At 42.8% G+C, this 15,215-nt stretch carries 16 protein-coding genes; 5 read left to right on the top strand and 11 right to left on the bottom strand.

Annotation, left to right across the window (positions count from 1 at the left end; all coding sequences use genetic code 11):
• Positions 1 to 397 precede the first annotated feature (397 nt).
• Positions 398 to 679: an HlyU family transcriptional regulator gene (locus J8Z23_RS17275; RefSeq protein ID WP_005394488.1), complete on the bottom strand. Its 282-nt coding sequence runs from the start codon at positions 677 to 679 to the stop codon at positions 398 to 400.
• Positions 680 to 720: 41 nt separating this feature from the next.
• Positions 721 to 1,089, bottom strand: a complete 369-nt coding sequence (locus J8Z23_RS17270) for a late competence development ComFB family protein (protein ID WP_048625058.1) — start codon at positions 1,087 to 1,089, stop codon at positions 721 to 723.
• Between the two features lie 254 nt (positions 1,090 to 1,343).
• On the opposite strand from J8Z23_RS17270, the gene J8Z23_RS17265 reads away from it, so the two are divergent.
• The gene (locus J8Z23_RS17265; RefSeq protein ID WP_048625059.1) at positions 1,344 to 2,582 is read left to right on the top strand and encodes a GGDEF domain-containing protein; all 1,239 of its coding nucleotides are present in this window, start codon (positions 1,344 to 1,346) and stop codon (positions 2,580 to 2,582) included.
• A 24-nt stretch (positions 2,583 to 2,606) separates the two neighbouring features.
• On the opposite strand, the gene J8Z23_RS17260 is transcribed toward J8Z23_RS17265, so the two are convergent.
• Positions 2,607 to 3,599: a Solitary outer membrane autotransporter beta-barrel domain gene (locus J8Z23_RS17260; protein WP_047009190.1), complete on the bottom strand. Its 993-nt coding sequence runs from the start codon at positions 3,597 to 3,599 to the stop codon at positions 2,607 to 2,609.
• A complete protein-coding gene (locus tag J8Z23_RS17255) occupies positions 3,596 to 4,555 on the bottom strand; it encodes a GGDEF domain-containing response regulator (RefSeq protein ID WP_046875455.1) in 960 nt (319 codons plus the stop codon). The genes J8Z23_RS17260 and J8Z23_RS17255 overlap by 4 nt, the downstream gene beginning before the upstream one ends.
• A 273-nt stretch (positions 4,556 to 4,828) precedes the next feature.
• Here J8Z23_RS17255 and J8Z23_RS17250 point away from each other — a divergent pair, with 273 nt between their 5' ends.
• On the top strand, positions 4,829 to 5,266 hold the full coding sequence (locus tag J8Z23_RS17250) for a DUF3069 domain-containing protein (RefSeq protein WP_005394495.1): 438 nt from the start codon (positions 4,829 to 4,831) through the stop codon (positions 5,264 to 5,266).
• A gap of 71 nt (positions 5,267 to 5,337) precedes the next feature.
• Here the strand turns inward: J8Z23_RS17250 and modC are convergent, their stop codons facing one another.
• The 4 genes from modC to J8Z23_RS17230 all read right to left on the bottom strand — a co-directional run bounded on the left by modC (position 5,338) and on the right by J8Z23_RS17230 (position 9,434).
• Positions 5,338 to 6,444 carry a molybdenum ABC transporter ATP-binding protein ModC gene (modC, locus tag J8Z23_RS17245; RefSeq protein ID WP_104970716.1) on the bottom strand — a complete coding sequence of 369 codons (1,107 nt, stop codon included), beginning with the start codon at positions 6,442 to 6,444 and terminating at the stop codon, positions 5,338 to 5,340.
• Positions 6,444 to 7,130, bottom strand: a complete 687-nt coding sequence (modB, locus tag J8Z23_RS17240; RefSeq protein WP_005394498.1) for a molybdate ABC transporter permease subunit — start codon at positions 7,128 to 7,130, stop codon at positions 6,444 to 6,446. The genes modC and modB overlap by 1 nt, the downstream gene beginning before the upstream one ends.
• Before the next feature lie 27 nt (positions 7,131 to 7,157).
• The gene (modA, locus tag J8Z23_RS17235; protein WP_301659102.1) at positions 7,158 to 7,913 is read right to left on the bottom strand and encodes a molybdate ABC transporter substrate-binding protein; all 756 of its coding nucleotides are present in this window, start codon (positions 7,911 to 7,913) and stop codon (positions 7,158 to 7,160) included.
• Positions 7,914 to 7,982: 69 nt separating this feature from the next.
• On the bottom strand, positions 7,983 to 9,434 hold the full coding sequence (locus J8Z23_RS17230) for a cobyric acid synthase (protein WP_074190172.1): 1,452 nt from the start codon (positions 9,432 to 9,434) through the stop codon (positions 7,983 to 7,985).
• A gap of 155 nt (positions 9,435 to 9,589) precedes the next feature.
• Here J8Z23_RS17230 and J8Z23_RS17225 point away from each other — a divergent pair, with 155 nt between their 5' ends.
• Both J8Z23_RS17225 and J8Z23_RS17220 read left to right on the top strand, forming a co-directional pair.
• Positions 9,590 to 9,964 (top strand): YgiW/YdeI family stress tolerance OB fold protein, encoded by a 375-nt coding sequence (locus J8Z23_RS17225; RefSeq protein ID WP_085343791.1) that lies wholly within the window; start codon positions 9,590 to 9,592, stop codon positions 9,962 to 9,964.
• A 153-nt stretch (positions 9,965 to 10,117) separates the two neighbouring features.
• A complete protein-coding gene (locus J8Z23_RS17220) occupies positions 10,118 to 10,654 on the top strand; it encodes a hypothetical protein (protein WP_005394515.1) in 537 nt (178 codons plus the stop codon).
• Between the two features lie 113 nt (positions 10,655 to 10,767).
• Here J8Z23_RS17220 and J8Z23_RS17215 read toward each other — a convergent pair whose 3' ends face one another.
• From J8Z23_RS17215 to J8Z23_RS17205, 3 genes are all read right to left on the bottom strand, one after another.
• Entirely contained in the window at positions 10,768 to 11,451 is a 684-nt protein-coding gene (locus tag J8Z23_RS17215; RefSeq protein WP_054867620.1) for an ATP-dependent zinc protease family protein, read from the bottom strand.
• Between the two features lie 11 nt (positions 11,452 to 11,462).
• Positions 11,463 to 12,650, bottom strand: a complete 1,188-nt coding sequence (locus J8Z23_RS17210) for an aromatic amino acid transaminase (RefSeq protein ID WP_301659103.1) — start codon at positions 12,648 to 12,650, stop codon at positions 11,463 to 11,465.
• Between the two features lie 155 nt (positions 12,651 to 12,805).
• The gene (locus tag J8Z23_RS17205) at positions 12,806 to 13,663 is read right to left on the bottom strand and encodes an AraC family transcriptional regulator (protein ID WP_029802109.1); all 858 of its coding nucleotides are present in this window, start codon (positions 13,661 to 13,663) and stop codon (positions 12,806 to 12,808) included.
• A gap of 120 nt (positions 13,664 to 13,783) precedes the next feature.
• Between J8Z23_RS17205 and J8Z23_RS17200 the strand changes: the two genes are divergently transcribed.
• Entirely contained in the window at positions 13,784 to 15,169 is a 1,386-nt protein-coding gene (locus tag J8Z23_RS17200; protein WP_434635609.1) for an MATE family efflux transporter, read from the top strand.
• The last annotated feature ends 46 nt before the right edge of the window (positions 15,170 to 15,215 follow it).

Raw genomic sequence — 15,215 nt, 5'->3', positions numbered from 1 at the left:
CAAAACAGAGCGTCGCTCTACTCTAACTCTTTTTTATTTCTATCTGTTTACCACGCAAGACAATTGCAAACGAAAGATGGTGTTTGGGGCCACCCATTTGCACAATAACACCTTGACTAACAGCCCTGTTATTATTCTGTTTGTATCGAACGCGTCTCATTACTTCAAGTGTTTTGTAATTTAAATACTAAATTTCATTACATATAACGCTAAGTAATGAATGATTGTCGCTCTGAGCACGAAAAATAACAACGCCATGCCTTACTAGACTGAGGTCTAACCAGATCATAATTAAATGCTGACTTAACAAACATTTAAGCTCTAAAAAAGAAAGAGCCATCAGCATATACACTAATGGCTCTTTTTAAGATGATTGGAATCAAGTTGCGGTGAATTGTTAGTCGAAGATTTTATCGCCCATTTGATCGATAAACATTTGAGATTTCTTCAACATAAGTTCATTGGCATCTTGTTCCGAGCCGAGCAAATCTGAACGAATAAATCGATGAGTTTTCACTTCATCGTCGTATTGCTTTTCTATTCGACCGGCAATGCGGTATTGCCCACCCTCTGAAAGGCTCTCTTGGTAAATAAGGAAACCTTTGTACTCAACTGGTTCCACAGTTTTTACTTCAGCAGTTTTTTCACTACCACCAAACAAACGCGAAAAAAATCCCACGGTTCCTCCTTGGGTAAGCTCATCGATAGATTAAGCTTGTATCACTTAATATTGACATTGAGGATTGGTTTTTCATACCAGTCCAATTCTTTGTCTTCATCATAACTGGTATGGGTAAAAATTACAGGTACATCATGATCTCGGTTTTTACGCCGGTCTTCTTTCACCATTTCTGCCGCGTTTTTCACCGCGATATCTGCACTTTGCTTAAATTGGGTGAGCTTTTGTTCCGGAAGCGAAGATAGAAAATCAATATCATGACGAATATAGACAGGTTTAAGCTGAATAAGTGCAAGGCACGCAATATCTGCGAGCTGCTCGTTGTTATACTGCTCTACAAACTGAGGCAAACTGAGCACTTGTCCAACAAGTGTTTCCATGTAGTTATGCACATCTGAACTTATCTGCATTGGCAAATCTCCCTTGTTCTATGAAAACAAGTATAGCAACGACTTGTTTATAACAACTTATTGATTGCTCTTAATTTAATCAATCTCTCTCTTTTTGTCGTAATGTCTCCCAAAATACTTGGGAAAATGAGCAAATAGACGTATTCTTGCTAGTTCTCGAAGCATGAAAATCGATAGCAGATTAATATCTATATTGATGAAACGCTTAACCTAACCAATTATATAATCAACTATTTTCAGGCAATTTGTAATAGATGTCCTCATCATCAATGACTTCATCAGGCTTTCGATTCCTTTTCCCATTTATGTTGCTGGGATTAGTGAGTTCGAGCATGAACAACATCATTCAGATGACTCAGTCAAACTGGGGTATTGCCGCAAATTTGCCGTACATACTGTTAGGCTGTGCACTGCTCCTTTGCTATTCATTTAAGCAAGGTCGGGAGTCAATGGTGTGCTTAGCGATGTTACTGGCCTATTTCGTGATACAGCACAGGCTACAAGTCCCACTTCAAAGTGGTACAGCCTTACTTGAGTTGACCATTTTAGCCACGCTACTTCCTGTTTCTTTTCTTGCGGTATTTTTGTTTAGTAAAGACGGTTTCGACTCAAGAGCCATGTTTACTTACCTCTTGATGTTAACGATGTTCGTTCTTTGGTCTTACCTTACGTTAGCGTATTACGTTGAAGGTGGGTTTGAACAATGGACAAGCGGCATTTTATTTATCGTACCTACGGTTTCTAAACTGCCTTTTATTCTAGTTTTATATTGTGTGGGTATTGTCTGCTTCCTCGGAATTCTTGTTTTAAAGAAGAATGAAATCATCCATGCGATGACCTACTCTGCAATGGTGCTGGCGTCCGCGACGTTCATTTTCTTTGATGTGCAATACATATCTAGCACCATGTTTACCCTAACGGGATTGCTTATCATTATTTATGCTGCCTCTGCCAGCCATCAATTGGCTTTCACAGATAGCTTAACGCGGATCCCGAGTAGGCGCGCACTCGACCTTGACTTAAAACACATGGGCAAAAAGTTCACGATCGCAATGCTTGATGTTGACCACTTTAAAAAGTTTAACGATACCTACGGTCACGATACGGGTGATGACGTATTAAAAATGGTCGCTTCGCGTCTAACTAAAACTCCCGGTGGCGCAAAAGTATATCGATTTGGCGGAGAAGAATTTACCATCGTCTTTAAAGGCAAGTACGCAGATGAGTGTAAAGAGTTTTTAGAAGAAGCACGTAAATCCATTGCAGAGTATGAGATGATTTTACGTGATGAAGAATCCCGCCCTGATAACCATAAACAAGGTCAAAAAAAGCGTGGTAACGACAGTTCGAGGAGAAAGTCGGTCTTTGTTACCGCAAGTTTCGGAGCGGCCGACAGCAAAAACGGGCAAGCACCTCAGGACGTGATTAAGTTAGCGGACGAAGCGCTTTACAAAGCGAAAAAAGCTGGACGCAATTGCGTGAGGCTTCATTAATACCCCTGAACGAAAGTTAGTTGACTAATCTTGATTAAAGAACAAGACTAAGCTTCCTCCTTTTAACGCACTGCCATAATTGATCGTTAATCCGATCCCGATATTATCTATCCAATCGGAGTCAAATGGTGGTGTCATTAACCATCCAACACTGGCTTCGTAGTAGTGTACAGTATTCATGGGTTTTCTTGTATCACCACCAATATCAACTCGATTGAAGCTCGAATACACTGACTGCACAGTATCTCCGATGTGGGTAAAATCATAAAACACCTTTATTCCATTGACCCAATACCAGCCTTCCGGATTGCCAATATCACCATTATTTGCTTTACCCCAGCCAGTGCCATAAAAATAGTGAGGAGCCGACCAGAGGTACCATTTCCCCCACGATTCATGCTCTAGGTATTTGAGCTTTGTGTTGACTTCTCCAACAACGGCCCAAGCACTGGTGTTTAGGTATACACCTTCTAGAAATGGTTTTAGGTCATTCAGTGCATTACTACGATAACTATAATCGTTTTGATAGTACATTAAGTGTGAGCCGATTGCGCCACTAAGCGTTAGTTTGTCTGTGAGGTGTTTTTCTCCAGCAAACTCAATATATCCGCCCATGACTAACTCTTTACTTTTATCTGGAATCTGTCCTTTTTGGTCTACATACACATCTTGCTCTGTACTTAAGGCATAAACTCGGCCATTTAATAGGTAGTGAGTTTGTATTCCCTCTTGTTCAAACAAATCAAAACTAAATGGTAGCGTTGATACAGCGATCTTCTTTCTGAGATCAACCGAATCTTGAGTACCAATGTCTTCGTTATCTATGTTGAAATATTCGTTCGGATCGAAATCATGAAATCCTACCGTAAAGACATCGCTATCTGACAGAACGATCCCAATAGCAAAATTCCTTTCATACTCTTTTTGTATCTGATCTTGAATCGAATTAGCCTTAGAACATAATGAAAAAAGTGACAGTGTAGCTAAGGCGTAACTATTGATAACAGCTTGTTTCAACTTGCATTTACCACCGTATGTGTATTTCTTCCTAAAGATTTTGAGGTATACAACGCTCTATCCACCGTCGCATACAAATCAGACTGCAGCTCTTTTCCCGTTGGTTGAAAAACAAAAACACCTTGTGACACTGTCACCCTATTAGACACACTAGAATACTCATGTGGGTAATCCAGAAAATACATGGCCTCTTGTATACGTTCTGCTTCTCTTTCTGCGGTTTGGGCGTCTGTGCAACCCAGTAACACCACAAACTCTTCTCCGCCATAACGCCCTACGTATTCACCAGAGCGACAAAATGTTGCTTTAAGTTGGTTCGCAATGGCTTGCAAGCAACGATCTCCTTCTATATGACCGTAATTATCATTAAACGGTTTGAAAAAATCGACGTCTAATAAAATCAAAGCCATTGGCATGTTGTGACGGCCATGCCATGCAACCATCGATTCTAACTTATGATCGATATAACGACGGTTATAGAGTTTGGTTAAGCCATCTTCATTCGCTTGCTGGGTCAAAAGTTGATTCACTTTCTCCAATTGAGCTGTCGCTTGTTTAAGCTCTCGTCTCATATGGGCAATACGCTGCATTGCGATAAGCTTAGAGTTCAGTACGAGTTTATCTACGGGTTTAATTAAATAATCATCACCGCCGGCCTCTATGGCTTTTGCAATCATTTCTGGCTCTTCGTGACTGCTCAGGAAAATTATTGGGATCCAGTCGGGAAAGGTTTCTCTGATATGAAGAGAGACTTCAAAACCGTTCATATCTGGCATCGATATATCGAGTAATACCAGTTCAGGATCAAAACTCTCGTAGGTGTTTAGTGCTTCTAGCCCACTCCCCACCGCTTTTACAATATGTCCAAGTTGCTTAAGACGAATAGCCAACTGCATCCTGTCTAGCTGAACATCGTCAACCAGGAGGATTCGCATTGATGTCCCTGTCGGTTGCATAACGCGTTCCATTTCTTATTTTGTCTTTATTAAACATATACCATACTCATAGAGTTGTTGCATTCGACTCATAATTAAGTGCTATATTTTTGTTTAAATATCACGGAATCAATTGTCTATAACGATTACACTGAGAATTGCCCTACCAAAACATGACCAACGAACGTTAGTTCAATAAACTCACGTGTTCTGGTCATCTTACGGACACATGGGTATAGCTATTTGATGCATTTGGTATTAATATTCCCGCCTTTTTGTAATGAGAGACACACCATGTCAGAAGCAACTAACAGCGAAAGCAAAAAAATCGATCTAGCAACCATTTCTCCTGAACTACGTAAAGTTATTGAGTTTGACGAAGTTCCAGAGCAAATGTTCGAAATGGTTACCTCTATCCATGAAGTGTCTGAAGAAGCAGTGCGTGAGTCTTGGGACGAAATGCCTGCAAGTGCTCAGAACATTCTAGATAACTTCGAGCAATTTCATGCTCTAGTTTCTGTTGGCCAAGCATTTGCTGGTATCAACGTGATGGAAGAATTCCCTACTCTTAATCTGCCAGAAAACATGACAGATGAAGATAAAGAAGAATACCGCGCTCAATTACTTGATAATGTGCTTCACAACTGCGTGAAAGACATGGTTAAGCAACTTAAGAAAGCACGTCGCGACCCACTTCTTAAACGCGAATTCAAAGAAGTGTTCGCAAAATAACGTTTTTCCGACAAAATAAAGGCCGCGTTTGCGGCCTTTTTTGATCATTAAGCGTGCGTAGCTTTAAACGATTAATGCGGCGCTAACGCCACGTCTTTTTGCGTGACACTGACACCTTTAATTTGTGCGAATACACTATCACCTGCCTTTAAGTCGAGATCATCAAGCGCCCAAGGTGTTATCGTTGCCCACAAATAACATCCCTCATCTAGCTTTAGCGATACATTAATACTCTGTTTATCATCAGCCGCGTTAAACACCTCGATTGAATCGACCGTCGCAGGCAGGATATTTCGAATAGAAGTCGCCTTAGGTTGCTCTAGCGTAATAGAAACGTCGTTGGCACGCACTTGTAAGCGAATTGGCGTCTCTGGCTCACCATCAATCTTTTGCACCCATAGTGATGCATTAGGTGCAAGGCTGACACAAGTCAGCGCATAACGCTCATGATGTTCAGCAATTCGGCCTTCAAATAAGCTGCTTTGATCCGAGAAAGACTGCCATGGACGCATCGCATGAGAAGCCCACACTTCTTCAAGCTTACCTGAACTCGTAATTTTACCTTGATCGATAATAGCGAGGTGTTGAGCGAGTCTTAAGATCTCCTGCAGGCTATGCGTGACATAGATAATCGGAATATTAACCTTATCCGACAATTCCTCCAGAAATGGCATCACCTCACGTTTTCTCGGCATATCAAGCGACGCAAGTGGTTCATCCATCAAAAGCAAGTTGGGTTTTGATAGTAATGCGCGCGCAATCGCAACACGTTGCTTTTCACCACCAGACAGTGAGATCGGGAAGCGCTTTAGTAACGGTTTGATAGACAAGAGTTCGGTGACTGCATCAAAGTACTCGTCATCTTTTTCTTTAACGCCATACAACAAATTGCCTTGAACCGAATAGTGAGGAAATAAACGTGAATCCTGAAACACGTAACCAATACCGCGCTTGTGTGTTGGTAAGTTGATCCCCTTTTCACTATCAAACAAAACGTGATCACCAATCGCAACATGTCCCTGTTTTGGTGCAACTAATCCGCTGATAATATTAATTAACGTGGTTTTTCCCGCACCAGATCGCCCAAACAAAGCGCTAATTCCGTTACAAGGTAACTCAAGTTTGATATCGAAATCAGTATCACCAAGCATTTGTTTAAATTGAACTTTAATCGTCATTACTTTGCACCCAACCGACTTGCCGCTTTGCGATTTAGCCATTCAGAGATCATTAATGTAGACAAAGCTAGCGCGATAGAAATGATACATAGGCGAGCCGCCTGCATTTCCGCGCCTGGCGTTTCAATAAAGTTGTACATTGCCAGTGGAATCGTTTGGGTTTCTCCCGGAATGTTAGAGACGAAACTGATCGTCGCCCCGAATTCACCAAGACTACGAGCAAAGGACAGCATCGTCCCAGTAATAATTCCGGGAATGGTCAGTGGTAACGTAATGGTGAGAAAAACTTTTAAAGGAGAAGCGCCTAACGTTGACGCGGCATGTTCCAGTTTAGGGTCAACGTTCTCTAAACTTAACCGCACAGACCGAACCATCAAAGGCAAGGCCACCACAATACAAGCGACTACTGCTCCTTTCCAATTAAAGCTAAAGACTAGCCCTACATGTTCATAGAGCCACTTGCCAAGAAACCCTTGCCGCCCAAGAGAAATCAACAACAAATAGCCGATAACCACCGGCGGCAATACCAGTGGTAAATGAATTAAGCTATCTAGAATCGATTTACCGAAGAACGTTTTTCGAGAAAGTAGCCAAGCAAGAAAAACGCCGAGAGGAATGAGCCAAAGTACTGCGTACGCGCCCACTTTGAGGCTTAACATTAAGGCTTGGTATTCCAGTTCTGTCACGCTTCGTCCCTATGATTGAAAGCCGGTTTATTGCTGAAAGCCATATTGAGCAAAAACGCGTGCGGCTTCGTCCGATTTTAGGTACTGGAAGAACTGCTCAGACTCAGTAGAATCATTCACAACCGCAGCCGGATAAACAATAGCCGCATGCGTATCACTCGTAAATTCACCGACAATTTTGACTTTGTCGGTTAACTGCGCATCGGTTTTGTAGACCACGCCTAAAGGTGCTTCCCCACGTTCAACCAACGCCAAAGCTAGGCGCACATTCTTTGCTGGTGCGATTTGATTTTGAATCTCTTTCCATACACCCAGTGTAGTCAGTGATTCTTTCGCGTACATACCAGCAGGCACTGACGTCGGATTGCCTAACGCAAGGCGATTTCCATGCAATGCCTTTTCCCATGCTGTTGCATCAGAGAAGTTAAATGAGGTTAATTCTGAAGACTGAGGCGCAATCAACACTAAGCTATTGCGCACCAAGCTTGTGACATTGTCACGAGAAATAACGTCTTTATCGACCAAATAATCCATCCATTTTGTATTCGCAGAAATAAATATATCCGCTGGTGCGCCGTTGATAATTTGTCGAGCGATAGAAGAAGAACCACCATAAACGGGAGTGATAGAAACGTCATACTTTTCTTCAAAGTTTTGTGTGATTTCGTCGATCGCATTCGTCATTGAAGACGCCGCATACACTTTGAGGTCCGTAGCTGCGTTAGCTGAAAATGAAATGCTTAATATTGCCGCGAGGCAAGCATGCGTTTTCCATGCTTTCATAGAGAAACTCCAATACAAGGCAAGCGAAAGAACTGGTTATTTGGGTTGAAAGTTCAATCAGTTAATGTGCTATTTAAACAAAAAATCAAGGTTCATATGTTGTTCTATCGCATCTGCAATACGATTAATTCCTTGTTCCTTTAACTCTTCAAAGTCTTGTTGTTTGATTTGAGTGCCGTTTACCCACTCTGACACCAGGCTTAAGACATCTGCCTCATCAAAGAACCCGTGAAGGTAGGTTCCCATGATTTGGCCACACTTGCTGATAGCCCCCTCTGCTTCACCAGTACTCAATGTAAGAGGTTGAATGCCCTGCACTTCACTTTGTCCTACGTGGATTTCATAACCCTTTACATTGGCTGTTTTGCCATTAAGAGAAAGCTGTGCTTGCGTATTTGTAAGCTGTTTGCTGTTAGTTAGCGTCGTGGTGATGTCTAGTAAGCCAAGCCCTTCGCTTTGACCCGGCTGGCCTTCGACGCCATTTGGATCATCAATCAAGCTTCCAAGCATCTGGTAGCCACCGCAGATACCAATCACTTTTCCACCAAGACGAATATGACGTAAGATATCTTTATCCCACCCTTGGCTTCTTAGATACTCTAAGTCGTCTCTAACTGATTTGGTCCCAGGCAAAATAACAAGGTCGGCTTTATCTATTTTCTCGCCTTTGCCTACATAACGTAGATTGATGTCGGGATTCAATCGCAACACATCAAAATCAGTATGATTACTAATCCGGGTTAAAACAGGCACAACGACATTCAGTTTTACCTCAGAGTGCAACTCTTGCTGCGCGGTGATCGCGTCTTCTGCTTCTAAATTCAAACCATGAAGAAAAGGAAGCACGCCGAGTACAGGTTTGCCTGTTTTTTCTTCTAGCCAGTCGAGGCCCGATTGCAATAAACGAATATCACCTCGAAAACGGTTGATAACAAATCCTTTTACTCGCGCTTGTTCAGATTCAGAAAGTAACGCGAGTGTTCCGTACAAATGCGCAAATACACCACCACGATCAATATCAGCAACAATGATCACCGGAACATCAGCGGCCTCCGCAAAACCCATGTTCGCGATATCGCCTTCACGTAAATTGATTTCAGCAGGACTCCCTGCACCCTCGATCATGATCGAATCAAATTCTTGAGTCAGACGAGAGAAGGAATCTAACACCGTATCCATCGCAACTTTCTTGTAATCATGAAAGCCAGCCGCATCCATATTTGAAAGCGCCTTGCCCTGCAAAATGATCTGAGCACCTGTATCACTGTTAGGTTTAATCAAAACCGGATTCATATGCACGGTTGGCTCAATATTACACGCCTGTGCCTGAACTGCCTGAGCTCGACCTATTTCACCGCCATCTTTGGTTACCGCACTATTTAGTGCCATGTTTTGTGGCTTAAATGGGGCAACGTTTATCCCTTTTCTCGCTAATACACGGCATAAACCTGCCACAAGGACACTTTTTCCGGCATCCGAAGTGGTGCCTTGAACCATTAAAGATGGGATCGCTGATTTCATGAACATTTGTAAAGAATAGAGGAAGATGAACAATCATAACGTCATCGTCCCCACTTACTCAAGCAAATGAATAGAATATGAATGTTGAAATCATCATTGGTTCAAACAAGCTCTGTTTTAATGAACCCATCAAAACAAACCGATGAGGATGTAACATGAAAAAGAATACAATTATCGCAACAATCGCCGCCTTAGTTATTGCTCCTTCTATCGCGTTCGCGAAAGATCACGCTCAAAACCAATCAAACTTGCAGTTTAATGGTCCTGTCACTGTGGAAAAATTGGACGCCTTGCTAAACGACTCCAATATGTTTACTGAAAAAGATGTAGTCGTTGAAGGTAACTTATTACGTCAAGTTCGCGCGGATAAGTTTGTCTTTAGCGACGGTTCCGGTGAAGTGATGGTGGAATTCGATGACGATATTCAGCTAAACACTCCGATTGATCACACGACTAAAGTCCGTCTGTTTGGCGAATTTGAAGGCGGAAATAAGCCAGAAATTGAAGTCGAGCAACTGGTGATCATGTAAAACAACCCCGATGGCTTTGGATATCAGCATGATGTGGTGACCATTACAGCTAAATGGTGACGGCAAGCACTTAAAATGATAGCTTTATCAATCTTGGTCTGCTTTTTGCAGACCATTTTTTTGTTCATTTTAATCATCTTGCCCGGAGACACCATGCTAGGTAAAGCTCTAAAGGTTGCAGCCTTTGGTTTGTGCGCTGTTTTGCCACTTTCCGCACATGCAAATAATTTCAACTACAACACGATGGAATTTCGCATGGGCACTAGCCCTGGTACATTTGGTGGCGAGTTCAATACCTACTTTACGGAAAACACCCACTTCATTGCTCGCGCAGACAGTGAATTCAGCGGAGACTGGGACATTGCTGGTGGTATTGGCTTTAACGGCCCAGCAGGCCAATTTGCAGATATTTATGGCCAAATGTTAGTACACAACATTAAAGAAAACGGCAGTGATAAAGTGGGTGACGAGTGGCGCACTGAGGTGAATATTGGTACTCGTATTTGGTTCATGCAAAATGTTGAGCTACATGCCCGTATCGGTCAAATAATGGATAACGACGATTCCAATACCGTTTATAATTTTGGCGCAAGATTCCACTCTACTCAGCAACTATCACTTGGCGCGGATTTCAAAAATAATGGTGTCTATGGCCAACAAATTGTGATGTCTGCTCGTTTTGCATTTTAATTAAGTAACTAAGCAGTTGCATTAATAAGTGTGTGATTCAATAAAAATGGCCTCCGGTTTCGGAGGCCATTTTTGTTAAGTACCGATTGTTAGCAGGAACTAGTAACAAGGCTTTAATTTTTGCCGGATTTTTTAGGTTTATCTTGGACATACTTTTTCGATACATCCACAACGGCGATATCTCTAAAAAAGCTTCGACCAAGTAAAATTGGAAACTTCATATGCCCACGCTCAGCTAACGTAAACTCTGTCTTTTCTTTGTGGTCACCGACGGTAATATACGCTTTTACTACCGCTCGTTTATCCACCTCTTCTGACGATGACTGCTTGATTTTAGCCCAGCGCTCTACAGGTACTTTAAACTCTTTAGTTTCTTTATCGCCCAAGTCGATCTTAAACTGAACCCAATCTTTACCATCACGCTCAAACGGAACAATGTCTGTCGCGCTAATTGATGATGTTGTCGCCCCTGTATCAACCCTAGCTTTGAAGGTTTGATCAATTTCAGGAACGTAAACCCACTCTTCAGAACCAAGAATCAACATGCCGTCTGGTGTCTTTGTCACTTTGGCTGGTTTTGTCGGTTTTGGCTCGGGCTTTTTCTCAGGTTTTACTTCAGGCTTAGGCTCAACCTCAGGCGTTGGATCAACCTCTGGTTTCACTTCTGGCTCTACTTTGACAGGTTCTTCGACCTTCGGCGACTCAGGCTCAACAGGTTCCTGCGTCGTTTGAGTTGACGTACAAGCAATTAAACTGCCGCTCATCATAAGCGGCAGAATCAGTTTCCAGTTTTTCATCCACACTCCAATTAAGCTTGAGATACTTTCTTAATTGCGTCCGCTACGTATGGAATATGAGTTTCGGTAAGTCCAGCGATGTTAATTCGACCATCGCCAACACCATAAATGCCATAATCTTCACGCAGTTGCGCCATTTGGTTTTCACTAAAGCCTAGCACAGTAAACATGCCTTTGTGACCCTCAATGAAGTCAAATTGATCGGTATTATGGTTGTTTCTCAATTCGTTACACAAACTTTGACGAAGACTAACCAAACGATGTTGCATTTCACTCAACTCTTGCTTCCAAACGGAAGTCAGGTTGTCATCTTGAAGAATCGTCTTAACCAAAGCCGCTCCATGATCGGGTGGCATCGTGTAAGTAGAACGCGCTAACGTCAGTAACTTGCCTTTTGCATTCGTCACGTCTTGCATGTTCTTACCAACGACAATCGCCGCACCTGTGCGCTCGCGATATAGGCCAAAGTTCTTCGAACATGACGTCGTTATTAACATCTCTTCAACGTTATCTGCCATGAAGCGAAGCCCTTTTGCGTCTTCCTCTAGGCCATCACCAAAGCCTTGGTAGGCAATATCAACAAATGGGGTGAAACCGTTCTTCTGTGACAATTCCGTAATGGCTTGCCAAGCAGAAAAATCGATATCTGCGCCTGTTGGGTTGTGACAGCAACCATGCAGCAATACAACATCGGAAGGCCCTGCTTTCGCAAGATCATCCATCATTTTTGCTGTGTCTACTTGTTTCGTTTCTGGAGAAAAGTAATCGTAGAACTTAACTTTAAGACCTGCCGCTTCCATCACTGGTTTATGGTTTACGTAGCTAGGGTTTGAAATCCAAACCGTCGTATCTGGCTGTGCGACCTTCATTAGGTCACCTAACATACGCAGCGCACCACTTGCACCTGGTGTTTGAATGGCAGCAACACGATCCATTGCTGACGTTCCCGTCAGTAGCAAATCGATCATGCTTTTATTAAATTCTTCGCAACCCGCAAGACCAACGTAAGATTTGGTTTTTTGAGTTTCAACAACGACATCCTGCGCCATTTGAATGGCTTTCATGATCGGCGTTTCGCCTGCGCTGTTCTTATAGACGCCAATACCAAGGTCAACCTTGTTTGGACGGTCATCGTTACGGTATGCAACGGATAGAGATAAAATAGGATCTAATACGGGAGTTGGGAGATTAGAAAACATGAAAGTCATAACCCTTTGAAATTCAAGTACCGAACCTCACGTTAACACCATCGCAAAAAATGGCGAAATGATTTTTCACTTATTTCATCAATTAGAGAACAAAATTCTGGGTTACGATAAGTTTTGTGCGCTCTATCGGTTATAAAAAGAACGATTCACTCCTCAATATACCAATCCACTCTTCCGTTTTTCCTAAATTCTCTTGGCGTCATGCTCGACCACGCTTTAAAACGTGTACTAAAGTTGGCACTAGTTGGATATCCGACTATCTCTCCAATATGTTGAATCGGCCATTCTGTTGAACGAAGTAACCTAGCAGCGTATTCCATGCGCATACGTGTTAAATGTGCCATCGGGCTTCGACCAAACTGCTTTTGAGTCAGACGGTGCAAATGTGGCTCCGAACATGGATATAAAGCTGCCACTTGCTCGACACTCCAATCCTTATGCAGCTGACGCTGGACAAGATCGAATACGCGCCGAAGCCTCAATTGGCTGCGTGATATCGACTCTGAGGGCGGCATGTTTAACATCAGCTCTAACTGAGCCACGCTATGTGCACCAACCGCACCACCATAATCAATAGGAAGATTAATACTGCGTAACAACGTTTGGATACACGCATACATCACCTCAGGTGCAGATGTGAGCTGGTAACTAATATTACTCTCTATCATTGGCCATGCTCTATCAGGAGCAAGAAAAAGCCATGCGATCTGCCAGAGTTCCTCTTCCATACCAAAACCGTTTTCAACACCTGCTGGCACCGTGATCAACGAGCCAGGCTCCAAATCATATCGACACGCCCCACTTTCTAACCAACCTTTACCGCGCACGGTGTAAAGCAGCATGTGTTTTTTTTGGTTTTTACGATAAACAGAGAAGAAGTCACGACAGGTTGCAATTCCGCACTGCACAATGCCTCTCTCCTCCAATGCCAGTACTCGACTGTGATCAATAAACTCTTGATAGGTTTTTTCTGAAATCGCGTAGCGTTCTTGTTTATCTTCCATGATTTATTGGCTCACATATACACTAGTGGAGAGTTTTACAAAGGTTTTGGATGCCTTTGAAAAATACACCGCCAAATCATAGGGATAAACTACTCGCATTAATCTTTAAGGAGAAATGCGATGCTCTTAACACGCGAATACATCGATAAAGCATTTTGGCAAAAGCTGATTGCGATTGGCCTTCCTGTTTCACTTCAATCCATGCTTTTTGCGTTACTCGGCGTCGTGGATATTTTCATGGTGAGCCAACTCGGCGAATCCGCAACGGCTGCAGTCGGTGTCGGAAACCGCATCTTTTTCTTTAACCTTGCAGTCATTTTCGGTCTTTGCGGTGCAGTAACGGTGCTGGCTTCTCAATATTACGGTTCAGGGAATATGGCAGGAATCCGTAGAACATTGGCGCAATCTTGGTTTATTTCCATTTTAGTGACGCTGCCGTTTATTGTTCTTTATGCGATTTTTGATAAAGAGATCGTCTCTTTCATGTCAGACGATCCTGAATACGTCACTTATGCACGTGATTATCTTGTGGTTACGGGCTTTAGTCTTATTGCAACGGCGATAGTGGTACCGATTGAAGCGGTATTGCGCTCCGTAGGCCAAACCAAACTGGCAACCAACGTTAGTATCTCCGCGATTGTCGTGAATGTCGTGCTTAATTATGTTTTGATTTTCGGTTTATTCGGCTTCCCTCAATGGGGCGTATTTGGAGCAGCCGTAGGCAGCTTTGTTTCTCGATTTTTCCAAACGGCAGTGTTGATTTACTTTTTCTGTAAACGCTATGCGTACCTGATTCCGACCAAATTCGATTGGGCGCAAGGCCGTTTAAAGCAGTATCGTCAAAAATACTTTAAGGTTTCTCTACCCATGTTGGTCCACGATGCGCTCTGGACTGGTGGGCTGATCGTTTACAGCATCATCTATGGTCAATTGGGTGTTTCAGAACTTGCGATCATCTCATTCTTATCCCCGATTGAAGGCGTACTGATTTCAACCTTTATGGGATTTGCGGTCGCTGCATCCGTTCTTCTTGGGAATGATATTGGCGCAAAACGTTATGATCGGGTCGAAATAACGGCGTGGTGGTATGTGTTAACCAGCGCAATCTTAGCCACCTTATTGTTTTTCCTAGTGTGGTTGAGCTCGCCTCTGATTCATCATCTATTGGTACTGAGCCCATTAACCGATGCAGAAATGGCACTTAACGTATGCTTAGTCATGGCGCTGGGTATGATTTTGAGAGTGTTTAACATGGTAGGGATTGGCGGCGTACTAAAGAGTGGCGCAGATATTCGCTACAGCATTTTTATTGATACGTTCGGTCAGTGGGCTATTGGTATTCCCCTTACCTATTACACTGGTATGGTACTCGGGTTGCCTTTGCATTTTGTCTTGATGTCTCTGCTAGCTGAAGAATTTGTGAAAGGCGTACTGACGACTTATCGTATCCAATCTAAACGTTGGATAAATAATATGGTCGAGGATGACCAAACGGTGACAGCGTAACTGAAAATACACTAACGAACTCACACCAAAAGGGCTCACCCGTTAT

It is taken from the genome of Vibrio sp. SCSIO 43086 (genome assembly GCF_051132235.1).
In the GTDB taxonomy this organism is placed as follows: domain Bacteria; phylum Pseudomonadota; class Gammaproteobacteria; order Enterobacterales; family Vibrionaceae; genus Vibrio; species Vibrio diabolicus.
This window is presented reverse-complemented; position numbering and strand designations above follow the sequence as displayed.

What these genes read in the sequence shown, in the direction of transcription:
- J8Z23_RS17205 (WP_029802109.1), bottom strand. Translation starts at nt 13,663, where the DNA reads ATGGAAGATAAACAAGAACGCTACGCGATTTCAGAAAAAACCTATCAA.
- modC (WP_104970716.1), bottom strand. Translation starts at nt 6,444, where the DNA reads ATGACGATTAAAGTTCAATTTAAACAAATGCTTGGTGATACTGATTTC.
- J8Z23_RS17200 (WP_434635609.1), top strand. Translation starts at nt 13,784, where the DNA reads ATGCTCTTAACACGCGAATACATCGATAAAGCATTTTGGCAAAAGCTG.
- J8Z23_RS17215 (WP_054867620.1), bottom strand. Translation starts at nt 11,451, where the DNA reads ATGAAAAACTGGAAACTGATTCTGCCGCTTATGATGAGCGGCAGTTTA.
- J8Z23_RS17210 (WP_301659103.1), bottom strand. Translation starts at nt 12,650, where the DNA reads ATGTTTTCTAATCTCCCAACTCCCGTATTAGATCCTATTTTATCTCTA.
- modA (WP_301659102.1), bottom strand. Translation starts at nt 7,913, where the DNA reads ATGAAAGCATGGAAAACGCATGCTTGCCTCGCGGCAATATTAAGCATT.
- J8Z23_RS17250 (WP_005394495.1), top strand. Translation starts at nt 4,829, where the DNA reads ATGTCAGAAGCAACTAACAGCGAAAGCAAAAAAATCGATCTAGCAACC.
- J8Z23_RS17220 (WP_005394515.1), top strand. Translation starts at nt 10,118, where the DNA reads ATGCTAGGTAAAGCTCTAAAGGTTGCAGCCTTTGGTTTGTGCGCTGTT.
- J8Z23_RS17255 (WP_046875455.1), bottom strand. Translation starts at nt 4,555, where the DNA reads ATGCAACCGACAGGGACATCAATGCGAATCCTCCTGGTTGACGATGTT.
- J8Z23_RS17230 (WP_074190172.1), bottom strand. Translation starts at nt 9,434, where the DNA reads ATGAAATCAGCGATCCCATCTTTAATGGTTCAAGGCACCACTTCGGAT.
- J8Z23_RS17270 (WP_048625058.1), bottom strand. Translation starts at nt 1,089, where the DNA reads ATGCAGATAAGTTCAGATGTGCATAACTACATGGAAACACTTGTTGGA.
- J8Z23_RS17225 (WP_085343791.1), top strand. Translation starts at nt 9,590, where the DNA reads ATGAAAAAGAATACAATTATCGCAACAATCGCCGCCTTAGTTATTGCT.
- J8Z23_RS17265 (WP_048625059.1), top strand. Translation starts at nt 1,344, where the DNA reads ATGTCCTCATCATCAATGACTTCATCAGGCTTTCGATTCCTTTTCCCA.